The 23,778-nt window shown below is 50.6% G+C and carries 11 protein-coding genes, 1 tRNA gene and 1 pseudogene; 6 read left to right on the top strand and 7 right to left on the bottom strand.

From position 1 onward, the window contains the following. Positions 1–41 precede the first annotated feature (41 nt). Positions 42–1,358 (bottom strand): acetate--CoA ligase family protein, encoded by a 1,317-nt coding sequence (locus E3E51_RS09105; RefSeq protein ID WP_167912796.1) that lies wholly within the window; start codon positions 1,356–1,358, stop codon positions 42–44. A 70-nt stretch (positions 1,359–1,428) separates the two neighbouring features. On the opposite strand from E3E51_RS09105, the pseudogene coaD reads away from it, so the two are divergent. Next, positions 1,429–1,893, top strand: a pseudogene (gene coaD / locus E3E51_RS09100) (phosphopantetheine adenylyltransferase); the annotation flags it as partial. A 70-nt stretch (positions 1,894–1,963) separates the two neighbouring features. Then, on the top strand, positions 1,964–2,644 hold the full coding sequence (gene tpiA / locus E3E51_RS09095; protein ID WP_167912925.1) for a triose-phosphate isomerase: 681 nt from the start codon (positions 1,964–1,966) through the stop codon (positions 2,642–2,644). A gap of 92 nt (positions 2,645–2,736) precedes the next feature. Here tpiA and E3E51_RS09090 read toward each other — a convergent pair whose 3' ends face one another. Beyond that, entirely contained in the window at positions 2,737–3,891 is a 1,155-nt protein-coding gene (locus E3E51_RS09090) for a DNA methyltransferase (protein ID WP_346765965.1), read from the bottom strand. Between the two features lie 240 nt (positions 3,892–4,131). Here E3E51_RS09090 and E3E51_RS09085 point away from each other — a divergent pair, with 240 nt between their 5' ends. The 3 genes from E3E51_RS09085 to E3E51_RS09075 all read left to right on the top strand — a co-directional run bounded on the left by E3E51_RS09085 (position 4,132) and on the right by E3E51_RS09075 (position 10,739). Continuing rightward, positions 4,132–9,189 carry a DEAD/DEAH box helicase gene (locus E3E51_RS09085; protein ID WP_167912794.1) on the top strand — a complete coding sequence of 1,686 codons (5,058 nt, stop codon included), beginning with the start codon at positions 4,132–4,134 and terminating at the stop codon, positions 9,187–9,189. Next, on the top strand, positions 9,186–10,400 hold the full coding sequence (locus E3E51_RS09080; protein WP_167912793.1) for a hypothetical protein: 1,215 nt from the start codon (positions 9,186–9,188) through the stop codon (positions 10,398–10,400). Before E3E51_RS09085 ends, E3E51_RS09080 begins: the two co-directional genes overlap by 4 nt. 263 nt (positions 10,401–10,663) lie before the next feature. Then, positions 10,664–10,739, top strand: a tRNA-Gln gene (locus E3E51_RS09075). 368 nt (positions 10,740–11,107) lie between these two features. On the opposite strand, the gene E3E51_RS09070 is transcribed toward E3E51_RS09075, so the two are convergent. The 5 genes from E3E51_RS09070 to E3E51_RS09050 form a co-directional block, all read right to left on the bottom strand. Then, entirely contained in the window at positions 11,108–11,794 is a 687-nt protein-coding gene (locus tag E3E51_RS09070; RefSeq protein WP_167912923.1) for a hypothetical protein, read from the bottom strand. A gap of 49 nt (positions 11,795–11,843) precedes the next feature. Next, on the bottom strand, positions 11,844–17,159 hold the full coding sequence (locus tag E3E51_RS09065; RefSeq protein WP_167912792.1) for a DNA-directed DNA polymerase II large subunit: 5,316 nt from the start codon (positions 17,157–17,159) through the stop codon (positions 11,844–11,846). 1 nt (position 17,160) lies between these two features. Next, positions 17,161–19,263 carry a DNA-directed DNA polymerase II small subunit gene (locus E3E51_RS09060; protein ID WP_167912791.1) on the bottom strand — a complete coding sequence of 701 codons (2,103 nt, stop codon included), beginning with the start codon at positions 19,261–19,263 and terminating at the stop codon, positions 17,161–17,163. Beyond that, on the bottom strand, positions 19,263–20,510 hold the full coding sequence (locus E3E51_RS09055; protein ID WP_167912790.1) for an ORC1-type DNA replication protein: 1,248 nt from the start codon (positions 20,508–20,510) through the stop codon (positions 19,263–19,265). Before E3E51_RS09055 ends, E3E51_RS09060 begins: the two co-directional genes overlap by 1 nt. A gap of 329 nt (positions 20,511–20,839) precedes the next feature. Continuing rightward, complete coding sequence (locus E3E51_RS09050; RefSeq protein ID WP_167912922.1) at positions 20,840–21,463, bottom strand: YbjN domain-containing protein; 624 nt, start codon at positions 21,461–21,463, stop codon at positions 20,840–20,842. Positions 21,464–22,612: 1,149 nt separating this feature from the next. Between E3E51_RS09050 and E3E51_RS09045 the strand changes: the two genes are divergently transcribed. After that, positions 22,613–23,629 (top strand): ion channel, encoded by a 1,017-nt coding sequence (locus E3E51_RS09045; RefSeq protein WP_167912789.1) that lies wholly within the window; start codon positions 22,613–22,615, stop codon positions 23,627–23,629. Positions 23,630–23,778 lie beyond the last annotated feature (149 nt).

Raw genomic sequence — 23,778 nt, 5'->3', positions numbered from 1 at the left:
CCAAAAATGAATCAGACTTCAGGTTATAAAAAGGGTGAGGCTCAGCGCCTCGCGAGCCAGGCGAGGGCTTTGGCGGCCCTCTCGGGCGTTGAGAAGTTCTTGATTCCATGCATCTCCAGAAGCTTAACCCCCTCACTCACCAGCTCCCCCGCCATGAAGTTGACAATAACGGGTTTGTCGCAGTCGGCCTCGATTATGGCTCTGGCTATCTCCTCGCTGGGCAGGAAGATGGGCGGCACGCAGATGACTAGGAGCGAATCCACGTTTTCATCGCGGCAAACGACTTCAATCGTTTTCTTGTAGCGCTCGTAGTCCGCATCGGCTATCAGGTCAATCGGGTTCCGCACCGAGCACTGGGGCGGAAGGAATGAGCGGAGTTCATCGACCGTTTCATCGCTCAGCTTCGCAATCTCAAGGCCGAGCCTTTCGAGCTTATCCGTCGCGAGAACACCGGGGCCGCCGGAGTTTGTGATTACCGCAACGCGCCTTCCGGCTTTCGGATACATCTCGAAGGCCTTGGCCGCATCGAAGAGCTCCTCCATCTCCTCGACCTCAATCGCGCCGGCCTGTTTGAATGCCGCGCGGTAAATCTCGTAGCTTCCAGCGAGCGAACCGGTGTGGGAAGCGGCCGCTTTAGCACCGCTCGCGCTCTTGCCTGCCTTGAGGATGATGACCGGTTTTCTTCCAGCGGCGTAGCGGAGGGCCTTCAGGAAGCGCCTGCCGTCCTTAACCCCTTCGATGTAGAGCGCTATCGCCCTGGTGTTCTCGTCGTCCGCGAAGTACTCAAGGAAATCGCTCTCGTTCAGGTCGGATGCGTTTCCATAGGAAACGAAGGCCGAGAAGCCTATCCCCTCATCGTTGCCCATAGCCAACGCCGCACCGCCGAAGGCACCGCTCTGGCTGATTAATGCCAGCCCGCCGGGCTTAACGCGAACCTCGAAGGAGCCGAAGAACTTCCCGTGGACGCCGAAGATGCCGGCGCAGTTGGGGCCTATAACGCGAACGCCGTGCTTTTTAGCTTTTTCAACCAGCTCGCGCTCAAGCTCCTCGTTCCCAACCTCGGAGAAGCCGGCGCTTATCACGACCGCACCCCTGATACGGGGGCCGATTTCGTCGATGAGAGCGGGAACGAACTTCGCGGGGATGGCGATTATGGCGCTGTCCACGGGTTCATCGAGCCGCTCACGGATTTCAAAGGTTCTCCCCGCGACCTCAACGCTTCCGCCCTTCGGGTTAACGGAAATTATCTTGCCTTCAAAGCCCCCCTCAACGATGTTCCTTAGGATTTCGTAGGCTATAGCCCCCTTTTTGAACGAGCCGAACACCGCGACGCTTGAAGGGTAAAAGAAGTAATCCACATCACCACCTCCGAAAGAATCTCCGCGGGCAATAAAAAAGCTTATTGGTTCGGTCGCCCAAGGTATCCCCATGAGGAAGAGGTACAGAAAGGTCGTCGTCGGCGGAACCTTCGACAGGCTTCACTTGGGGCACAAGGCCCTGCTGAGGAAGGCCTTCGAGGTGGGGGAGTACGTCTACATCGGCCTCACCTCAGACGAGATGATACGTGAAAAGCCGTACGCGGAAAAGATACTCCCATACGAACTGCGCCTCAGGGATTTAATCAAGTTCTTCGAGGTCAACGGCTACTCCAACTACCGCGTGATTAAGATACACACCGCGATAGGCTTTGCAGACGAGATGAAGGGGCTCGAAGCCATAGTAGTGAGTGAGGAGACCTACAAGGGTGCGCTCATCGTGAACAGAGCTAGGAAGGAGAAAGGCCTGAAGCCCCTCGAAATAGTCACCATCAACCTCGTAAGGAGCCCCCTCGGACCCAAAATCAGCTCATCCCTCATAAGGGCGGGCCTCATAGACCCCTTCGGGAGGCCGCTCTCCAGTGGAAACGAAACCCCCGAGGGAAAGGCGTTTAAGGGAAAAAGGCATAACACCTACGGTGATACCAATGTCGAAGCTGAAGGAGCCGGTTATAGCGATTAATTTCAAGACCTACATTGAGGCGACCGGGAAGAGGGCGCTGGAGATAGCCAAGGCCGCAGAAAAAGTCTGGAAGGAAACCGGCATAACCATAGTCGTCGCACCCCAGCTAGCCGACCTCTACAGAATAGCCCAAGAAGTCGAGATTCCCGTCTTCGCCCAACACATCGACCCAATAACGCCAGGAAGCCACACGGGACACGTTCTCCCAGAAGCCGTCAAGGAGGCCGGAGCGGTAGGAACCCTCCTCAACCACTCCGAGAACAGGATGATTCTTGCAGATCTTGAGGCCAGCATAAGGCGCGCTGAAGAAGTTGGACTCATGACAATGGTCTGCTCAAACAACCCGGCCGTCAGCGCGGCTGTGGCGGCACTCGGGCCGGACTACGTTGCCGTTGAACCGCCCGAACTCATAGGCACCGGCATCCCCGTCAGCAAGGCCAAACCCGAAGTCATCACTAACACGGTTGAACTCGTTAAGAGGGTTAATCCCGAGGTTAAGGTTTTGACTGGTGCGGGAATTTCCACTGGAGAAGACGTGAAGAAGGCTTTGGAACTCGGAAGCGTTGGCGTCCTCCTCGCAAGCGGAGTAACCAAAGCCAAAGACCCGGAGAAGGCGATAAGGGACCTGGTGTCGCTGATCCTCTGAGCCTTTCCCTTTAGTTCTTAAGTACTCCATTGAAACACTCAGTTGATATTTCATTGTTTAGATGTCCTCTAACTATGTGTAAGAACCAAGCGTTATTGCTTGGATTTTAAGATAATAAGGCTCTCAGTTTCGATTCCATTAGGAACTAAGTTATTACGGTTCTTAAAGAGCTTTCTGGCTTTAATAGTATCCACATAAGTTATTTCATGTCTGAAACCAAGATTCTCAAGATGTTCAATGAATATTTCATCATAAGGAGGTTTTATTCCAGCAAAGCTTGCATTACCAACAAAAATTCCCATGTAATCACTTACGTTATCCCCAAGTCTCTCAAAAACACCAAGAACTGATGCAAAATACTTGTCATATACCTTAACAAGATCGGGCCTTATTCTTTCGATATGTTCCCGATATAGTTCATACGTCTCGGATTGGATATCGATAGGGGGAATAGTATTTTCAGGCCGATATGGTATTTCAAGTTTACTAAGCTGTCTAATCTGCTCGTCATCATACCCTAACCATGCAAGCTCTAGCTTAAATGAGCGAATATATTCATGAGCCATCCCATAGGGAGGTGATGTTAATATCGAGCTAACTTGCTCTTTAAGCTTATAATTTACAACATCCACATAGTCGCGTCCATCATTTATCTTACACTGTCCCCCCCTATAAAGACCCATAAAATCAACGCTTGCTTTGTGAATATTCATGAGGGTTTTCTTAAAGAAGTCCAGAATAAACTGCTCGTAATTCGTAGTTCTTTCGAGAATTTTGTTAATCCAAGCTCTTTTTATCTTTGAGCGGAAAGTCTTTGGAATTTGATCATCGGTTAAAGAGAACTTCCTCGATGTCTTAAAAAGCGCGATAAGAACTAATGGATGTGGATTCTCATTATATATCCACCACATTTTCCGGAGTATCCCAAGAAATTCTTGGGGGTACCACTCATCTATACGACTCCACCGTGGCTGAAATTCTTCTGCATTATCCAACTCCTCGTAGATACGTATATTAGGGAATTCATCCTCGAAACGTTCTTTAGGGAGATAAATCTTTGCCTTTATTATATGGGGGGATACTGGGTTTATATCAAGGCATATCGCATTCCTGTTTGTCATAAGAGCTTCGACACATACAGTCCCAGATCCTCCAAAAGGATCTAATATCCAATCACCCTCTTTTGTATATTTGTCGATAAAAAATCGAACAACATGAGGAATAAATCTTGACGGGTAATAGTATATGCCATGTGAAGCATAAGTTGTTTTCCACGGATACTTGTCTCTAAAGCTAATCGGGACTTTTTTGATAGTATGGATTCGAGCTAGAGTTTCTTTTAGGGTCTGAACGATAGTACTCCCCCCCTAATTTAGGTTCGATTGTTGAGGTTTTAAATCTTTTAGTCGGGAGTTGCCCTTAAGAGCTTAGAGAGGCAGTAACTCTTTAATAGCCATTAGTAAGTAACATATCAAAGGTGATAAAAGATGACCGATACTCACTCACAACTAAGAACAGTTTATCACAAAATTATAAAGGCCGAAGTCGATAAGTACAACAACATCAAGAACCTCAAGAACCTCTTCCTTGAAAGAGAGGAAATCGAAAATGTCGCTGGCAATCAGGATATTCTAAATGAGCTTATAAAAAGAGGTTATATCCTGGAGTTCACAGTCGATGGCCGGAAACTCTATCGCTCACTCCACATGGACATAGCATCAAGGGCAGCCTATGGTGTTAAGCCCTACCGGGGTGCAAGTGGAAGGGTAATGGAAAAAGACATTATGTACAAAGAAGAACCTATACTACCGAGAGACTACGTGAAGTTTTTGGACAATGCTAATGAACAATACAAAGAGTTAAGGAAGAAAGTTAAGGATATCCTGAAGGAAGAGAAGCTCGTTGAAGCCTTTTTCAAAGGACTCCACGATTCTGGCATAAGAGGTCTCACCGCCTACCAGTTCGAGAGCATAATGAAGATACTAACGTCGGATAAAAGGTTCTTTCTCGTCTCAGCGCCGACTGGTTTCGGCAAGACCTACGTCTACCTCCTTGTCGTCCTAATAGACGTACTAAAACAGGTCTCAGAGAATAAGAACGGTGTCAAGGCAGTTCTCTTTTATCCTAGAAAGTCCCTAGAAGCAGACCAGATGTCAGACATTATCAAAGTTCTTAACAACGTGAACAAATATCTCGACAAGAGGATAAGGGTCGGGATATATGACGGGAGTACACCAAAAGAAACAAAAGAGGTCACTGAGAGACAGGGATTCCGAGGAATCGCTCTTAACGTCTCTGGAAAACTCGAAAGGCTCTACCTCGGCCCAGAGAACGGAAAAGTCATCGTTGAGTCTGATTCAGGTAGAAAGTTTGATTGGATAATACCCACAAAAAGGGATATGCAGAAGAATCCACCAGATGTACTTATTACCAACCTCTGGAGCTATGCTCATGCCCTCACAAACCCAAAAAGGTGGGAAAAGAAGTACATAAACCCTGAAACCGCTTGGTTCGTCTTCGATGAGGTTCACATTTACCGGGAGAACATGGCTGGCGTCCTGCGCTACCTGCTCAAGATGCTCTCGACCGACGTGAGCCAAAGCGCAAAGTTCATACTTTCCTCGGCCACCATACCAAAGAGCAGGGAGTTCCTAAGAGATCTTGGGGTAAAAGATTATTTGGACTTAACTTTCAGGAAGGAAGAATACAGTAAGTACGCAAACGGCACTAAGCTCAACATCTACCTCATGCTAGCCCTGAGACCAGACTCCTCTTGGGAAACCTTTGCTCACGAGCTAGGCCTCTTCCTCGGAGCGATAGGGACACTGAGAGGCAACTCACCTCAGTCGATAATCTTCGTTGATTCGATCAGAGAGATAGAGCGCATAAGGAACCAGCTCGAAGTCGCAGCGAGAAGAGGGAAAATAAGGAGTCACTTCTTTAACAAGGATGGTATGCAGGTTGAAGAGATTGACCCATACAGCCTAGTTCACTATGCAAAGAGCGCTTTATCACCTTCGAACATCAACATCTTCGAGGATAAAGTCCTTGAAAACATTGACTACCACTATGCAGACAGAGCTGACAGACACAGGGTAGAAGAAAGGCTCAAGAATGGGAATGTTAGTGTCGTCTATGCGACTTCAACGCTCGAGCTCGGTGTTAACTACAATAAGGTCTCAGTTGTCGTTAACCTCGGAATCCCCCGCTCTGTGGAGAGCATCATCCAGAGGATGGGTAGAGCAGGGAGAGATTTGGAGAGCACTCTCAATACTGCCCTTGGCATAGTGATTGTCCGGCCAACACCTATGGAGTACTATTACGCCTATAAAGGGCTTGACTATATCATAAACTTCGAAAATAGCAGAGGCATCCCCATCTCCTATAACAATCATTTCGCCATCCTCTTTTCAGCCCTGCTGCGCACCATGCTCCTTGGAGCCAAAGACGGCAGGGGATACTATGTGAGGCACATGAAATTCGAGGAAGTTCTTGAGCTAGCAAAAAGGATATGGAGAGAATATCTCCAAAACAAAGACGAGATACTTAGAGGACTTGAGCTGCCGGTTGACTCCAAAATGCAGATAGAGGAACTTATAGAAGACCTTATGGAAACTCTCAACAAACTCCCAGTCAAGAGTGTGGAGTCAAGGTGCCTAACCAGCAAGAGACTCTCAGAGCTCTTAGAGGGAATTTCCCGTACCCATGAAAAGGTTGAAAACTTAGAAGAGCTCCTTGACGAGTTAGGAGGGCTCATTGAGAAGATACTAGAAGAAAACCCAGAGCTAGATAATAGTAAGGCTTACAAAGAAACTATCGATGAGTTCCGGAGAACCCTCAAAGAAGCGAGAAAAACCATCGATGAGTGGAAGAAACTCCAAAAGGAAATAGACGAAGAGAGGGTTGACCTCATAAGTGCGTCGGAAAAGGCAAACGAGCTGTTGACGGAACGTCTTGAACCTGTCCTCACCAATCTAAGAAACTATGCCAATAGATTACGCAAAGCTGCAGAGAATCTAAAAGGAAGAAACTATGAGAGAGCTAAGAAACTTAAAGAGCAGAGATCCGAATTGGACGAACTAAAGGAGTATCTCAACAAGCTCAGACGAGAAAGGATAGAAAAGGTTCTCGATGAGCTGAGCGGAACTCAAGAGGAGCCCATAGCACCATTTGTCTGCGAGGCAATGAAGTATCTACGAGATCTTGCCACAGATTCAAACGTCGTTACTGGTCTCAATGTTGTAGAGGTTCTTCTGGGCATAAAGTTCCTCGGAAATGAGTTCCTTGATAAGAAGATCAATACCGGAATCTGGATTCCAGGAGAGCCTACAATGGGCCACGATGGAAGGCTTAAGTACAAGTACAAAAACTTGAAGGAGTACTCGTTTTCTTCGGTGGTCTATAGAGTACCGCCCTTCGAGCTAGGTACAATACCCTGGGAACCACCAGAACAGAAGGAAATAACTGACATTATCGGCGGGAGATATGTGTGGCTACTTTACCCTGAGGACGGAATAACAATAATCAGTAAAATGGGCAAACACATTAGGGATCTAATGAAAACATATCGCTTGGGGGTAGGAACCTCAGAGCACTTCGGCAGCTTCTACGACGTGAGCCGGATAGACTTCATAGACTTGCTCACTTTAAGTTCTCCATTACTCATCAAGATTCCTATTCCAGATGAGAGAAAGGAGCTATACATAAAGTACGGCTCGTGGAAAGTAGGAGATGTCAGGGGAAGTAACACATCCATAAACAAGCTCGTTAGATCGCTCTACGAGGAAAATAACGCCAAGAAGCAAGGCACCAAAAATGCAGTGATGGCCAGGCTAAACAGCCTCAAGACATTTTATTCTCAGAAACAACCAAACGATGGTGCCGGAATAAAGTTCAACTATATTCGCTACTGCGAATTAGGAAGAGTTATTTCGACTGATCCCTTCGACTTTGACTGTCCTGTAAGAAGGCTAAGCGGGCAGACGTGTCCATACGAGAGAGTAGACAATAACGGCAAGTGCCGCTACTGGATAACCAACAAGAGGAGAACTTTCCCGAAGGTCTATCTTAAAAGGCACGTAAAGCTTCCAAAGACACTTGAGAATCAGGTTGGTTCAATGCTAAATGGAATCGTCTCAATGATTCCAGTAGCATACTATGAGCTCTCGGAGACCCCAGCACACTTTGTCTATGATACTGTCTCCATCTACGTACCGATCAGTCCAATTGAGTCCGTAGAGAGAAGTTTTAGGGTGTATCCAATAGGCTACGACGCTATCACATCAATGATAGTCCTCGGATTTAACCCCAAGTTCTTAGAGACTATAATTCGCTGGATCTATGCGAACGACCAAGAGACACTGGAAGTTATGGCCTACAAGTACTATCTCCATAGGGTCGTCAAGCAAAAAGGCATATTTGGCATCGACGTATCATCTCTTGGAGACATCAAAGATATGAAGGATAAACTTAAAAAGGTTAAGTGGTGGGACTTCAATGAAAACGGGGAAGAAATCAGAAAGTTCCTCCAGTTCTCACTTAAAGTCCTACTCCACTCGCTTGCCCACAGGTTCATCATTTATCTCACCAACACATACGGCTTCGACGAGAGTAAACTTACCTACTCAGTAAACGAGAATGAGGGAAGAGTCTACATCGTCGAGAACTCAAAAAATGATGGTATCGGCATAGTAGAGACCTTCTCAAGCGAAATAAGGACACGTGGCGAAGCCATAGTCTTCGTTGAATTCCTAAGGGACATGGTCAAGTTCTTCAAGAGACACAACGAGAGAGTTAGGAGAGAGATGCTGACTTTCTCAATCGAGGCAGAGAAAGAGATACTCAGTAGCCCAGAGAGTCAGGAGCTCTTGAGAAAAGTCGAAGAAAAGCTCAACAAGGGACTAAAAGATAACGAGATAGACCCCAAGCGGATGGACTACATAACATATAGGTTCCTGCTCAAGGATGTCCTCAACGAGCGAGAAGGAGAGCTCATAGGGAACGTGCTCGATTACACTCAAACGCCCCACATATGCTACGATGGATGCAACCTCTGTCTCTACTTCGGCAGGGACTGTACTGAGGCGACCACGCAACAGTATACCCTCTCCAAGCGCCTCCTCGTTAGGTTTGCCGAGGCTATCCTCGGGGGATGCATAACGTTTGACACCATAAGGGGATTCGAACATCTCCTGAAGGGTTTCACCGAAGGGGCGAAAACTGTATACATGAACGTCGCCTTTGTGGATGAGGAAGGAATCAGGCTCCTGAAGGGAATCCAGTCAAGCGGCGCCAATGTTAGGATAAACACCAGAGGTAATGACAGAAAACCACAAATAATCAAGGAGCTGAAGAAAGAGCTTGGGAATGAGAACGTGAATAAAATCAAAGTGCCCGACCACAAGAAAGTTTACCAGATTGAATATAAAGGAGGCATAATACAGAGCCTCATAATATCCGGCTCACCAAACCTCCTACGGAGTAGCCTCAGGGAGAACCGGGAGAACGTGACAATAGTATTCCACTTAGGGGATGAAAAGGAATGAAATTGCCAAAGGCCCAGCTCTTGACTGTTCCGCTTGTTTTTCCATTTACACTCTTTGAGAAGCTTAAGACAGTGGTTTTAAGGAAAGGTAAGATTCCAAAGCCAATAGTTACTGGACTGAACTCCTACTTCGTCTATCTGCCAGAAATAGGCGTCGGACTCGCCCTTGACGTCAAGTCAGAGAATCTAAACAGAAAACTGTTCAATTATTTTGTCAACTACTCTGGACTAAGGTACGCTAGAGATTCCGAAAACATCCCCCTTATGAAGATGGTTCCTCACCATTATAACCAGAACGAACACAGGATAGTCAGCTACGGTGTGCTTGACTTCGTTAACATCCCAAGAAAGGAGTATATTCGCTTCTTCAATGTTCTCTACGAAGATATGACAATGTCCCCATCACACATAGTAGGGGATAGAATCGACCATCCCACGAGGTGGGCAAGGTTCGAGATCAATGTTCCCGGAATGCAGCTTGAATACAAATTTGTTATGAACTCTGGGATTGTGTACATCGATGATATCAACGAAGAACTCCAGTATGAGCCATTGACAAGAAGAGAGTTATACAGGTTCAAGGCTACGTTTGTAAGTCCTATACCAACTGGAAGGGTCTGGGTGAATGAAATCATCCTGTACACCAAAAACGAGCCGGAGAAGGTCATCGGCGATATGATTCCAGGCTACCTGAACGCAGTAATCCCCAGTTTTACTGAGATAAACTACAAGGGAAAAAAGAGACACAACGTCAATCTCTTAGACGAATCTATGGTGACTCCCTTAGAGACCTCGGATGTTTTACGGCAACTCGTACATTATTATACCGAGAATGTCAGGGCACCTATAATGAGAGCCAAAATACCTAATCAAGTCGTAGAAAGGATTCTCGAAAAGTTCAGCCGATACATGGGTAGAAGGTTTACCGTTGAGACTCCGGCTTTTTCGGAGCTCGGAATGAGGGTAACAAAGACAAGTCGGGATGTTCTTGTGGAGCTGCTGAACCCAACCTATTACTATCTCCTTATCAAAGAGATCCCCGAGACTGTGATAAGTCTCGATGACCTCTATCTCACAGTTGAGGAAGTGGCCTCAAACCCATCCCATCATGTTGAGATAACGCAGGCCATTGGGAAGAACAGCACTGTGACTCATGCCAAAGAAGTCAACGTCAAATGGGCCCTCAAAGCACACAAGCCACAAAAATTGTAGGCCTTAAAGCATCTCAAAGGTGAGACCCACAGTTGGACACTCCCCTTTCTTCACCTACCATTAGTAATCAACTTTCCCATCAAAAAAGACTTCCAAGGGGCCTGTAAAGTGTCCTTGTCACCACGCTGCCCTTGATGTAGCATGAGAACGTTCCATTAAACTGGTCGAAGAGGCTATCGCTCAAGGAATCCATGCAACATTGACTTTGTTCAGCAAAGTTTCACTAAACTTTATAAGCCTCTTCTCGGCTTTTTCTATCGGGCAGCCCCGTGGTGTAGCGGCCAAGCATGCGGGACTTTGGATCCCGCGACCCGGGTTCGAATCCCGGCGGGGCTACCACAACGAAAGACAAGGGGGCTCTGCCCCCTTATCTCTCTGTACTCTCAAACCCCCGGAGTGGGGCTTCGCCCCACAACCCCGTTCTTCTCTAAACCTCCGGGGGGGCTACGCCCCCACACCCCCAAACAGCCTTGATTTTGGGGTTTACGCTCAGACGTGCTCTTCTGTGAGTGTTTCACTCTACAAACGGCGTCCGAAGGACGCCAATAACAAAGTTGAAACTACTTGAAGGCTTCATTTAGTGTTAAACCCCCAGTCAAAGTTGCACTTGACTAGTGCACGACTGATTTTTCTGCCAGTTTGATGAGAAGGGCAATCTTTTCGCCAGCCTTTCTTAAAGGCTGTTGGTGAAGCTTTTTCCAAAAGCTTCAAAACGCAAACTCCTCCACGCTGAACTCCTCGACAACCCTCTCGAAATCCGTCTCCGGAGCGTAGGTGAAGCCGCACGTGGTGCACTTCAAAACTCCCTTCTCCTCAGCGAGCGGGGAAAAGCAGACTGGACAGCGGTACTCCTCGCGGCTCAGAGCGTCGTAAACCTCGTCCTTCATGACGAGCAGGTTGAGCTCGACTTCCCAGTCCTCGTGGAGCATTCCCCAGTAGGGGGTCTCGACGGGGTAGAAGTCCTCAATGATCAGGGCGTTTATTCCGATGCCCCTGATCCCGTGCGGGAGCTTGCCGGTCGGCTCTATGCTCACCACGTACTGGTCGTAGAACTCTATATGCTCCGCCCTGACGGTTAAGCCCCGGGACAGGCGGGAGCGAAGGGGGATTACCTGAAGAAAGAGGCTTTCCCTCTCAACGTCCCAGCTCGCGCTTATTGAAACGCTCCCCTTCGTGAAGAACTGGGTGATGTAACTGTCATCCATCTCCTCTCCGGCGAGGTGAAAACCCAGCTTACCCATGGCCCTCCCAAGGAAGTTCGGCCTCGGAAGCCGCCGATAGTTCACCAGATACTCACCTATCCAGCCTGCCAGGGGCATAGAATAGCCTATGAAAGCCTGCTTTTGAACCCGCAGGTAGGCCACGCTGGGGAGCAATTTGAACCCTGAGTTCATTCCCATCAAAGAAAGAGCGGCATAATGGTATATATGATTAACGGAAAAACTAAGAGCCGAAGAACTCGTCGAGGCTTATGCCCTTCTTTTTCTTCTTCATGGCCGCCTTTTCCTTCTTGACCGCCTTCTCCAGCCCCTGCGATGGCTTTATCTTCTTCTCAGAGCGCTTGGAGGCCTTTTTGGATTCCTTCTTTTTCTCCCCTTTGGACTTCTGCTTGAGCCTTCCGTTCGCCCTCAGCTCATCGAGGTAGCCGTTTTTGCCGTTGGATTTGCCAGTCCTCGCCTTTATCATCTTCTCACAGACATCAGCGGAAAAGCCCATCAGCGTCCTCTGCCTCTCCGGGAAGACATTCTCGAAGAGCGATTTTATGTCCTTCTCGGTTATGCATATCCTCTGCCTCGTGTAGTCGAGCACGTTGTACTTCGTGACCAGCATCTTGGCCGTCGGGAGGTACTTCTCTATGGCGCCCTTGCTGACGGTAAGAACGATTTTCCCGCCGCATTTCGGACATTTCCCGGTCAGCGGCGGCCTTCTGTACTTGGTGTTGCACTTCACACAGCGGAACTCCTGGCGGGTGAAGCTCCTCAGGTTGCCCCTCAGGTCAGGAACGAGGTGGGAGTTGATTATCGTCTCGGCCACGTGGTGCTCGTCAACCGCGCGGATGCGCTCCGCAAGGGCGAGCTGTCTTTCGACCTTCTCGACCATATCGCCGAGCTGTTTGTACAGACTCATCTTCGGGCCGAGGCCGATGTCATCTGTATCGTGGGTGAACTTAAGGCCCTCGTACATCTCGGGCTTGCCAAGCCTGTCCTCGACGCGCTCAATGAACTTAATCTCCTTCGGGGACTTCATCTCGTAGGTGGCGCCGTAGAATTCCAGGGGATAATACCTAACGACGTCCATGTTGTGGACCTCGCTGTCAACCTCACGGGGGTCAAGCCTTGTCGTAACGACCAGCGGAGCGTCCATCTTGCCGCCGCGCTTCTCGGGGAGGTAGTACTTGCTGAAGTTGAGCAGGGCGTCGAGGAGGAGCATCACAGCGTCTTCGTCGCCGTCGCATTGGTGTGTCACGATATTTTCATTTATCAAAACGTTATGGTAGTTTTTGGCGTTTAATGAGAACACAAAGTCATCATTGGGCTTGAGATATTCGACGCGCTTAACTTTGACAATCCAGCCCATCTCGTGTGAGTACCTGTCCCTGTTGTTAGTTTTGACCGAATGAAGCGGATAGATAGAATTCTTGCGCTTACTGATGAATCCTATTTCTCTAAAGAACGCGTGGTAGTGCTCACCTGCAATGTTCAACGCATAGACCGTGGAGACAGGAGCTTCGTTTCCACGTTCGACGTGATAGAGCCTGCCGCGAGCGTTCCCTCTGTTGGCGTTCTTATCGACGGTGTAGTAACCTCTGATTCCGAACTTTGAGAGCAGTAGTGTTTCAATATCCTCAAGGAGAGCCTTGTTAACGCTGTAGGCCACCACCCTCGGGACTGTACTGAGTGCACTTCCATCGCCCTCAAAGTACGCTCTAATCATCTCAGCAACGACGTCTTTCGGCAGTGTGTAAACCAGATGGGGAACGCGCTTTGTGTGGGCGTTCTTCCCTGCGCCGAGAACCTCAGTAAAGAGCAGATAGAGAACGCGAGAACCAACGGTCACCTTTTCTCCGCGCTCGTAGATTCCAAAGCCATCGCCAAAGGCCTCTCTCAGTGCTCTCTTGAGGTCCCCGCGTACTTCTTCATCGGCTATCGAGAAGCTTATCTGATAAACGCTGTCGCTCTTCCTCGCGTAGCCTTCAGAGAGGTAATAGCCAAGGACGCGCATCAGCGGTTTTATAGGAGCGAATCTCTGTATCTTGACCTTGTCTCGCTTGAAAGCCAGCCAGCAGTCAGGAACGTCTTCGAACGAAAGTCCATTATCGTCCATGATTCTCAAAAGCTCCCTCAGCGGCAGGGAGTCTCTGCGGAGGTAATCTCCATTAACTTTCACTCCAAGAGAGGACAGCCACTCGGAGAGCCCACGAACCATTATGATATCCCACATATCCTCAAACCGCTTATCTGAAAAGGCCTTGAGCAAGTCAAAGTGTTCAATATCAACCTCTTCAAACTCAAGCTTGGGAACGAGTATTCTGTCACCCTCCTTTACATCAAAGGCCCTCTTTTCCACGAACTTTCCGTCCTCATATACCAACACTGGATGGTCCACGGTCGTTTCGAAGCCCCTTCCAAGTTCAAGCTCAAAGCGAATCAGGTGGTCGGTGCTCGGGGCCTTTATCACGTCCTCGATGTTCGTGAGGACTACCTTGCCACTTTCTGAATCAAAAGAGTACACCTTGATGTCTCTCTTTGGCCTCTTCCTTACGTAAACCATGTTCTCGTAGCTTTCCCCTTCAAACAGCTCGTAAAGCTCACGGAGAGTAATCCTTGCTGGTTTGCCATCAATCTGGACTAAAATTCTCGTGTCTCCAGGGAAGCAGTTCCTCCTCTTCGCAGCATGATAATACGGATGTGCATAGCCCACGAGGACGTCGGAGAAGCCTATTATCCTGCCTATGATTCCAGCCGAAGTGTGTGGGGCCAAGCCTATGACGAGGTGCCCGACGAGGTCCTCCATCTTCTCGGCGTTGTAGAACCTCGGCAGGCCGTAGAACTTCTCCAGGAGGTCGTCTATGAAGCGAGCCACCTTGAGGAGGTACCTTCCGGCCTCGTAGGGCAGTATGACGTCCTGAACGCGGAGTTCGAGTATCTGGTCGTCCCGCTCCAGGGGCTTGCCCTCGAAGTCGTGGGTGTAGCCGAGTTCGCGGAGCTTTTCAACGCTCGTGCCTATTTCTTTTGGCTTGAAGTGGGTTATCGGGGCGTCGGTGGCATCGAAACGAATGGTGCCGTCTTTAAAGACGTAGACGTCGTTTTTAGCCCTCAGAAGGCCCTTCTCAAGCGGTTCGGCCATCTTGTAGCCCGAGGTCATACCCTGGACGCCCTTGAGCTTGTCGATGCCGTAGACCTTGACGTTCTCCATGGCGGCGCGGAGAAGCTCAGATGGCTTTATGGTTCTCCTCGCGTAGGGCTTCAGCTCCACGCCGCACTTGGGACAGCGGAAGTCGAAGTTCTCTGCCTCGCTCTGCGAGTAATCAACGTTGCACTTGGCGCAGTGCCAGAGGAGTTCCTTCCTCGTTCCACAGCGCGGGCAGATGTGTTCCGGCCCGGTGTGGCCGCACTCAGGGCACTTGAAGAAGGCTATCTCCACGCTCGTTACCTTTCCTTCCTCGGCGGCCTTCTTGATGTCCCTGCTGGAGCCACCGGCGAGGCCGATGGGGAAGAGAACCTGCACCGGCGGCTTCATCTTCCGCTCCTTGGCCTTCTCGGGCCTGCCCATTCTGGCTCCAATCCAGCTTATTCCCCTATCCCTGAGCTTTATCCGGTCCTTCTCGTTGATGATGTCTATGACTGTGAAGAAGGGCTTAGCCCTGAACTCCCATTCCAGGTTCCCGAGGGGCGTAAGGAGCGCGGCGCTCCAGGGGTAATCGATTACTATGACCTTTTTCCGATCCTCCGTCCTCTCAAGCCTGTGCGGGAGGCCGAGGAGTTCAAGGTAGCGCTTGATTTTGGGGTCGTTCTCCAGAACCACCTTCCTCGCGAACTTGTTCTTCATGTGCTCGTCCCACTCGATTTGAGCACCCAGCAAAGCCCTCTGGAGCTCCTCGACTTCCTCGGGTTTGAGCGTGTTCCAGTAGAGGGTGTAGTACGGATGGAAAGGTATATCCAGAACCTTGGACAGGTGTACCGCAACCTCAACGTTCGGCCTCACGCGGAGGGGGTCTTTCAGCAGGTCTTCGAGAAAGTCCGGGTCGAGTTCGATGTACTCGGCCGCCTCCTCGATGGCCTCGCGCGGGTTGTCGGAGAACGGCTTAAGCTCGACCTCATAAGTCTCGGCTACAGCCGCCACCAGCTCCTGAATCCACCACTCCTCGACGTAGTTGGCAGGCAAAAGCGTCTGGTTGTTCTCAACGAAATCGCCGAAGTTCACCAGCGCGTCTCCAACGTAGAGTATCTCCTCAATTTTATCCCTGATTCTGAGGGCGGTCTCGTAGTCGTCCACGCGTATGACGCTCCCGTCCTTGAGCTTGACTATCGGCCCCTCGACCGTCGTTGCCGGCGTCACGATACAGCCCTTGCCGGGCCGCTCAGTCTTCATCTGGGTCCCAATCGCTATGAACTCGTCGAGGAGGAGCATGGTGGCGGGATTGACGCTCCAGGTCGCGAAACCGCTGACGCGGGAGCGGCCGTAGCGCAGACGGAAACCGCCGTTCTCGGAAGGCTCGGCGAAAAGCGGCCTTCCACCGATTATCTCCTTCGTGTACTTCTTGTTGGGGGCGATGTTGGCCTTAAAGCGCTCGTAGAGCTCGTAGTAGAAGCCTTTCTCAACTTTTTCGGCAACTTCCTCTCTGGCGCCGGAATCCTCGGCTTTGGATTCGGAAGATTTGGAATCATCCGCCTTCTTGCCCTTCTCTTTGGCATCGACGAACTCCTTTATCCAGTCCCAGCCGTCAACTCCCATCTTGTCTATGTACTTGACGAGCTTCTTCGCCTTCTGGAGGACACCCTCAGCCAAAACCAGAATCGCACCGCCGCGCAGGTGGTTGGTCTCAACGCCGGGAACGTCGCGGTGGGAAACCTCGACTTTATCCGTTTCTTCACCGGTGATCTCGATGGGGATGTTCTTCATGGCGAGCCTTACCTCATCCGCCTCAGGGTGGTACTGCAGGCGCGTGACGGCGCGGTGGTAGAGGTCTATCTCCTCGACCATTCTTTCTATGTGCTTCTCGCTCGGCTTGAAGCGGTCGAGGCCGAGCTTTTTGCGAACGTAATCTCCAACGAGGACGCTCAATGCCTGTGCGGTTCCACCCGAACTCCTTATCGGGCCGGCGTAGTAGAGGGCGAGGTATTCGCTGTTGTCAGACCACTCGTTTCGTTTTATTTTAACGTCGGCTATTCCCTCCAGGGGGGCGGAGACGATGCCCTCGGTGAGGATGGCAAGGGCGGTTCTAACGGCCTGCTCCGCGTAGCGCTCCTTGCTCCCAAGGTCGCCAAACTTCCCGTCTATAATCTCATCAACGACCTTTAGGGCGGCCAGCTCTTTGCCATACTCCTTGACGAGGACACGTATCCTCTCAGCGACGCCCTTCGGACCGACGAGGCTCTCAACACGGCCGGCCATGTCTGTCGCTTGAGGAACTTCGACCTCCAAACTGGGGTCCTTTCCCTGTTCGCGGGCCTTTCTCGCTATCTCGTAGGCCCTGTCTATCTCGCGCTGGAGGGATTCAAAGTAAGCCTTCATTTCGGGGGAATATATCTCGCCCATCTCAGACACCCTCACAGTACTGGTCGAACCTTATGACCGCCCTCAGCCGGGCCGTTTCAACATCTATTATCGGAACCCTCGCCGGAGTCGGGACTATGTTCACCATCTTCTGGAACTCAGTCTGGGCCTGCCAGGTGCCGGTGTTTATCAGGAAAACGCCGTTGTACATCTTGTACTCCATAACGTGGACGTGGCCCGCCTGGAAGAGGTCGGGAACGGACTCTATGACAAGGGTATCCTCAGAGTCCGGGGCGATTGGGACCTTCTCACCGAACGTCGGTGCGAGGTGCCTCAGCTTCAGCAGGTCGAGCATCGCCTCGGCCGGCCTGTGGTGACTCCTGTTCGGGATGAAGTTGACGACGTCCTCGATACCGCGCCCGTGGGCGATGAGGAAATCCCTGCCGTGAAGCCTCACAACGGCAGGGTTGCTTATTATAACCGCGTTCTTGAGCTTGAGGAGCGGCCGGGCGTACTCCTCGTAGAAGCCCGGCTGGGGAATGGCGGTTCTGGCGGCATCGTGGTTGCCGGGACCGATGAACATGGTTATGTGATCCGGCACGTTGCTCAGCAGGTTCGCGAGCGCCTCGTACTGGTCGAAGATGTCCGGAATCTCCAGCTCGTTGTATTGGCCGGGATAGATGCCTATGCCGTCGACCACGTCGCCGGCGATTATCATGTACTTTATCCTGCTCACGAACTCCTCCTCGGCCCTGTTGTTGACATCGCCGTTGAGCCACTCAAGGAAGCGCATGAATGCCTCCTCGCAGAACTTGTTTGAGCCGACGTGAATGTCGCTGAGAAGAACTGCGTAGACCTTCTCCTCAAGGGGCGGTTTCTCGCGCTTGAACTTGGGAACATCGGGAAGGAAAATCTTGTTGGCGAAGAATATGCCCCTGCCGGAGTAGCGTCCGCGGAAGGCTATAACCGCGTCGGGCATTATCTGGAAGAACTTCTTGCTCTCCTCGTTGTTGCGGTTTATGAAGACCTTGATGACGCCCGTGTTGTCCTCCACCTCGAACATGTAGCCCTTCGCGGTCTCGCGCTTGCTGTTCACGAGGCCGATGATGGTCACCTCGTCCTCGTCCCGCACGTAGCCCAGCTTGGCTATGTCTATCACACCGCCAATCTCGGGGTTCTCGCGGAGGATTCTGCGCATCTTCCTGAGCCTGCTCCTGAAGTAGTCGGAGTAGACCTTGATTATGACGTCGCCCTCTTTGCCGGCGGCGTTCTTGGCCTTGGGAAGGGCAAACTTAACGTTCTTCACATCGAACGTTACCTCGTAGTCGTCGGGAATCTCCTTTGCCCGGTAGTGGAAGCCCTCCCTGGGGGAGAGCTTGAAATCGGCGTAAACGGAGTAGCTCTTCCCCTCTTCGGGGACTTCTTCGCCCACGTACGCTATGGGAACACCGTAATCGCCGTACACTATCTTAGGCTTGACTCCGTTTCCGTTCTCTTCCCCGTCCACGTAGCCGTTATCGTAGCCGTTGCCGTTTTCAGCCGTTTCTTCAACGGTGGCCCCGCTTTCCACGGGGAGGACTCCATCCGAAGCCTCGGAGGAAGCGGCTCCATCAACCGCGGTTTCAGATTCAAAGCCCCCGACGGCGGTGGGGGTCTCCGCATCTCCAGTGGAAACAGAACTCTCCCCCCCAGAAAAACTGCCCTCTTCTCCCCCCAATGCCACGATTTCAGATGTTTCCTCGCCGCTTTCAGCAGGGATTCCAGTGGAAATAGACGTACGGGAAGCATCGTCCAGAGAAGGAACCACTTCAGCAGTTTGGGTCGTTGAGGCAATTAAAGCGCTGGATTCACCTGAAACAGGCATTTCTGAAGAGATTTCATCATCAGGGGAGGCCCCCGCAGAGAGTGATTCTTCAACGATGGACGATTCCACGGCAGAGGGATCGGCGGGGCTTTCCATTGGAGCACCCTTCCGCGACAGGAAATCCTTCGCCAGTGCGGAGTCTATCACGAATGTTCCCCTGGACTTTGCAAACTTTATGAGCTCCGCGAGCGTGAAGTCTCTCTTATATGCGTCAACGAGAAGGTAGTAAGCCGAAGGGGTGATTAGATAGTTATTGGACATCAAATCCTCGATCAAACCCATCAGAGCAGCCTCCTCTGGCGGGACATGCTCACCGTGAGCACGGTCTGAAGCTGGTGGTCATGGCGGTATATGTTCTTGACCTTATAAGGGGTTACGTTCAGGCGAATCTCCTTGGTTCTTCCGTACCTGCCCTTGCTGACGACCTTGGCGTTGATGATGCCGAGCATGTCAAGCTCGTTTATAAGGTCGCTCACGCGCCTCTGGGTGAGGGGTTCGAGGTCGATGTGGTCGCAGAGGGACTTGTACACAGAGTAAACGTCGCCGGTGTTGGCCGGAAGCTCGCCGTTCTCGTCGAGGAGAACGATGGCGTAGAGGAGAACCTTCGAGTGGAGCGGAAGGGTCTTTATAACCTCTTCCATGGTGTCCTGCTCTATCTTCTCCTGCGCCTTCCAGACGTGCCTCTCGGTGACCTTGCTCGCCCCCTCGCGCTCGGCTATTTCTCCAGCGACGCGGAGAAGGTCAAGGGCGCGCCTCGCATCGCCGTGCTCCCTCGCGGCAAGGGCGGCACAGAGGGGAACGACTCCATCGTCCAGAACGCCTTCATTGAACGCGTTCTCTGCACGCTGCATGAGTATGTCCCTGAGCTGATTGGCGTCGTATGGCGGGAAAACGACCTCTTCCTCGCTCAGACTTGAGAGAACGCGCGCATCGAGGTACTCCTTGAACTTAAGGTCGTTGGAGATGCCTATTATGCTCACCTTGGCAAGGTGAAGCTCCGTGTTTATCCTCGTGAGGGAATACAGGATATCGTCGCCGCTCTTCTTGATGAGCTTGTCTATCTCGTCCAGAACTATTATGACGAAGCGTTCCTTGGCGTCTATAACTTCCTTGAGCTTGGCGTAGACCTCATCAGTCGGCCATCCAACGAGAGGAACCTCAACGCCGCTCTCAAGCTTGAAGTAGTTCACAATATTGGCCAGAACACGGTACTGAGTATCAACTATCTCACAGTTAACGTAGATGACATCGACGGGGACGTTGTACTTCCGGGATATCCTCTTGAGCTCTTCAGTGACGAACTTTATCGTAACGGTCTTACCAGTCCCAGTCTTCCCATAGACAAAGACGTTGGAGGGGGTCTCGCCGCGAAGAACTGGAACCAAGATATGGGCGAGGTTCTCAATCTGCTCACGCCTGTGAGGGAGCTCCTTGGGCGTGTAGCTGTGCCTGAGGACCTCCTTATTCTTGAATATCTTTTTGGCGTGAAGGTACTTCTCAAAGATTGAATCGAGGTAATTGTCGTCCATAGGAACCACCCATTCCACTGGAAATCCAGCCCGGTTGCTGATTTTTATTCATGGAATTTGCTATTTTGTTGGATATATGACAATTTTAGGCCCCATAATCACCAGCCAATCAACTCTATTAAAGAGATATTGAACATCAAACATGTGCTCCAGAGGAAGCACCGGATGCAGAGGAAAGCATAGATAATCGAGCCGAGGGGTTTATATGCCTTGTTGAACAGGAGGATGTAAAAAGCCAAGCGGAAGATAGGAGCAATAATCAAAGGAAGAAAGCGAAATTACTCTCCCCCACCTTCGAACCTGCCCCCATGAAAACCAAAAATGGAGGATCAGAAATATCCAACATCCTTTCCCTGCTCGTCTATTTCTTTCTTAGCTGCGAACACCTCGTTGAGCAGGTTCTTGGCGTCCTCAACGCTCATGCCGACCTTAACGGTAAGGAACCTCATGAGCTCATCCCTGCTGGCACCGCGTTCGACCCGCTCCAAGACCATTCCCACGATGCGGTCGAATATCTCCTTTGCAAAAGCCTCCTCCAAGCCCAAGGCCGAAACAGCAGACATCAAACCCACGAGCAGTGCCGCCAATGCATCGTTGAACTCATCCTTACCTAGGGTCTTTTTGTCCAAATCGACTCGGAGGTAAACGTCGTCGTCCATTCCAGAGAGCGTGAACTTCATGAGGTTCACCTGGTCGTTGAGGCGAAGGAGGGTGTGGTACACTTTGAGTTTCTCGTCCTTCGCCATGGAAAACGTTTCAAGGCCCAGCGGGACGAGCAGATGAATGAACTCCTCTGAAAATGTCACCAGCAATGAGAACGGCATTCTTGGGTGTTCCGCCACGTATATGTCGAGCCCCACCTTTCGGATAGACCACGGGAGGTCAACTATATCCTCGGCCTTATCGTTGCCGGTTTTAAGCCATTCAAGAACCCGGGTTTCAATATCCCTCATGTAAACCACCAATAGAACTTTGGACAAAGGGGTTAATAACATTACATTTTTCTTTTGGAAGCCTCGCCGTTCGCGGCGGGGGTGCAGTGAACAACCCAGCGAGCAATCACCCAGGAAAGCGAACTATATTTTAAAGCCCAAGAACCATATCCTACTTTTAAAATGAAGCGAACGGTAGCACTAAAACTCCAGCACTCAAAAACTCAAGAAAAACGCCTTCTAGTTAGTCCAAGGAAAGAACACACCTGAGGGCAATCGAAACGAGCAGAAAACTCGGGGGACTGCATGAGGGGGCTAAACTTCAGGTGAAACACTTCATTAACACTGTGATGAGACAAACGATCAGGAAGCTTTACGATTTGGGGTGTTTCGAGGATTATCGTGGTTATCCCAAGGGCACAGCGAAGAACCCGTTCTAAAGGATTCCATAACGAGGACCCCTCAAACCTCCCTGCCGTTGGTGAGGGTTAACCAGTTGGAACCTGACTAATGTGGAGAAGAAGTCAGACACGAAACGGATTTCCACAGGAAGCGAAGGGGTTTTCAGCACAGTTATGTACATAAAAAGTTTCCATTTGTAAACGAACAAATGAATCCATTCGTTCACTTCCACTGAAAGGAGAATGAACAAAAATGGACATCAAAAGATATACACCACAGTCCAAGGACGGACATCTTAGGAAAACACTAGTGTTAACATTTGGGGAAAAAGTTAACGAAAATCACCCCCCAGGGAGTTTCATTTCCTGTGGAACCCGGTTTTGGCTACTCCCAGTTTTTTCTTCTGAAAAGGTGAAAACTCTCCCGCTTTTTTTTCAATTTCTGGTATTTATAGATTCTTATGAACAATGTTCATAAAAATCCGAGAATCTTGGGTAGTAATGAACATAAATCCATATCAACTCCCAATTGGTTTAAAACATGATGATCTCACATTTGTAATGTGGTTTATAAGCTCATCTTTTCGTAATTCCGGCCGGGAAAACCGTCCATCTCCAAAACTGGGTTCCAGTGGAAATGAAACTCTGGGGGGTCTTTCAGATGGCCATCGAAAAAGACCTCTGTTTCCACTGGAAAAAATGCTCCATCTATGGACTTCCAAGGGCAGTGATGATAGCTTTTTAAAACCTCCCCCCTTTAGCTTATACCATGATACCGGTACCGCTCGTGCGAAGACTTCTCAGGATGAAGGTCAAGGTCAGCAGGAACAGACTCCTCCAGATAGCGGCGCTTGTACTTCTGCTTGCGGTTATCTTCGCGTTCCTGTTCATGTATTTCGAGAACGTGGATTTCTACATGGCTTTTTACTGGGCAGTTATAACGATGGCCACAATCGGCTATGGGGATATAACGCCCCAGACCGAGGCCGGCCGCGCCGTGGCGATGGTGGCTGCCGTTGCCGGAATCTCGACTTTTACGGCCCTCGTTTCAATTCTGGCCGAATACTTCATTTCATCGTCTCTGAGGAGGATGATGGGCATGCACAGCGTTAGATATTCCGGACACTACGTGATAATCGGCCGCGGGAGCAGCATACCCAGCTGCGTGGGTGAGCTGATGTCCGCGATTTCCAGTGGAGAGATAGAGATGCGGCCCATAGTGGTGGTCTTTCCCGACGAGGGCGAGCGGAAGAAGGTTGAGCTTCCAGAGGAAGTGGAGGTCCTCATAGGCGACCCCACGAATCCAGAGACCCTTGAACGCGCCCACGTGAGGGAGGCATCCTACGTCATCCTCGCCCTTGAGGACGACTCGAAGTCCGTCTTCACGACCCTCATGGTGAAGCGCATGTCCAAAGCGAAGGTCTTCGTTGAGGCCCTCCGCGGGGAGAGCCTGGAGCTCCTCAAGGGGGCCGGGGCCGACAGGGTGATACTCAGCAGGAGCCTCGCGGGAAGACTTCTCGCAAGCTCCGTTTTCGAGCCGGAGGTTGTGGACGTCATAGACGACCTCACCACTGCCTCAGGCGGCTACGACATCTCCGTTCTGGAGCGGAGGGACCTGTGGGGCGTCCCCTACGTCGATGCCATGAAGCGCCTCCACGATGAGGGCTACTTCCTCCTCGGTTATTACAGGGAAAAGCCCGTCCTCAACCCTGCACTGGACGAGAAGATTCCAGAAGGGTCCAAACTGATCGTCATAAAGCCCGGCTCTTCCAGTGGAAAAAGGTAATGACGCTACCTTACTCCGCTGGCGGTCTGGAGATGCATTCGACTTTCGCTAAAACAGTAGGGGGAGGGCGCGAATTCGCGATATCTGCTGATACTGGGCATTTTTATCTTCCGCTCCACTGGAAAGAAAAGTATATAACCCTTCGGCTT

The sequence above is a fragment of the Thermococcus sp. 21S7 genome, from assembly GCF_012027615.1.
Lineage (GTDB): Archaea > Methanobacteriota_B > Thermococci > Thermococcales > Thermococcaceae > Thermococcus.
This window is presented reverse-complemented; position numbering and strand designations above follow the sequence as displayed.

What these genes read in the sequence shown, in the direction of transcription:
- E3E51_RS09080 (WP_167912793.1), top strand. Translation starts at nt 9,186, where the DNA reads ATGAAATTGCCAAAGGCCCAGCTCTTGACTGTTCCGCTTGTTTTTCCA.
- E3E51_RS09055 (WP_167912790.1), bottom strand. Translation starts at nt 20,510, where the DNA reads ATGGACGACAATTACCTCGATTCAATCTTTGAGAAGTACCTTCACGCC.
- E3E51_RS09070 (WP_167912923.1), bottom strand. Translation starts at nt 11,794, where the DNA reads ATGAACTCAGGGTTCAAATTGCTCCCCAGCGTGGCCTACCTGCGGGTT.
- E3E51_RS09045 (WP_167912789.1), top strand. Translation starts at nt 22,613, where the DNA reads ATGATACCGGTACCGCTCGTGCGAAGACTTCTCAGGATGAAGGTCAAG.
- E3E51_RS09050 (WP_167912922.1), bottom strand. Translation starts at nt 21,463, where the DNA reads ATGAGGGATATTGAAACCCGGGTTCTTGAATGGCTTAAAACCGGCAAC.
- tpiA (WP_167912925.1), top strand. Translation starts at nt 1,964, where the DNA reads ATGTCGAAGCTGAAGGAGCCGGTTATAGCGATTAATTTCAAGACCTAC.
- E3E51_RS09065 (WP_167912792.1), bottom strand. Translation starts at nt 17,159, where the DNA reads ATGGGCGAGATATATTCCCCCGAAATGAAGGCTTACTTTGAATCCCTC.
- E3E51_RS09060 (WP_167912791.1), bottom strand. Translation starts at nt 19,263, where the DNA reads ATGGGTTTGATCGAGGATTTGATGTCCAATAACTATCTAATCACCCCT.
- E3E51_RS09085 (WP_167912794.1), top strand. Translation starts at nt 4,132, where the DNA reads ATGACCGATACTCACTCACAACTAAGAACAGTTTATCACAAAATTATA.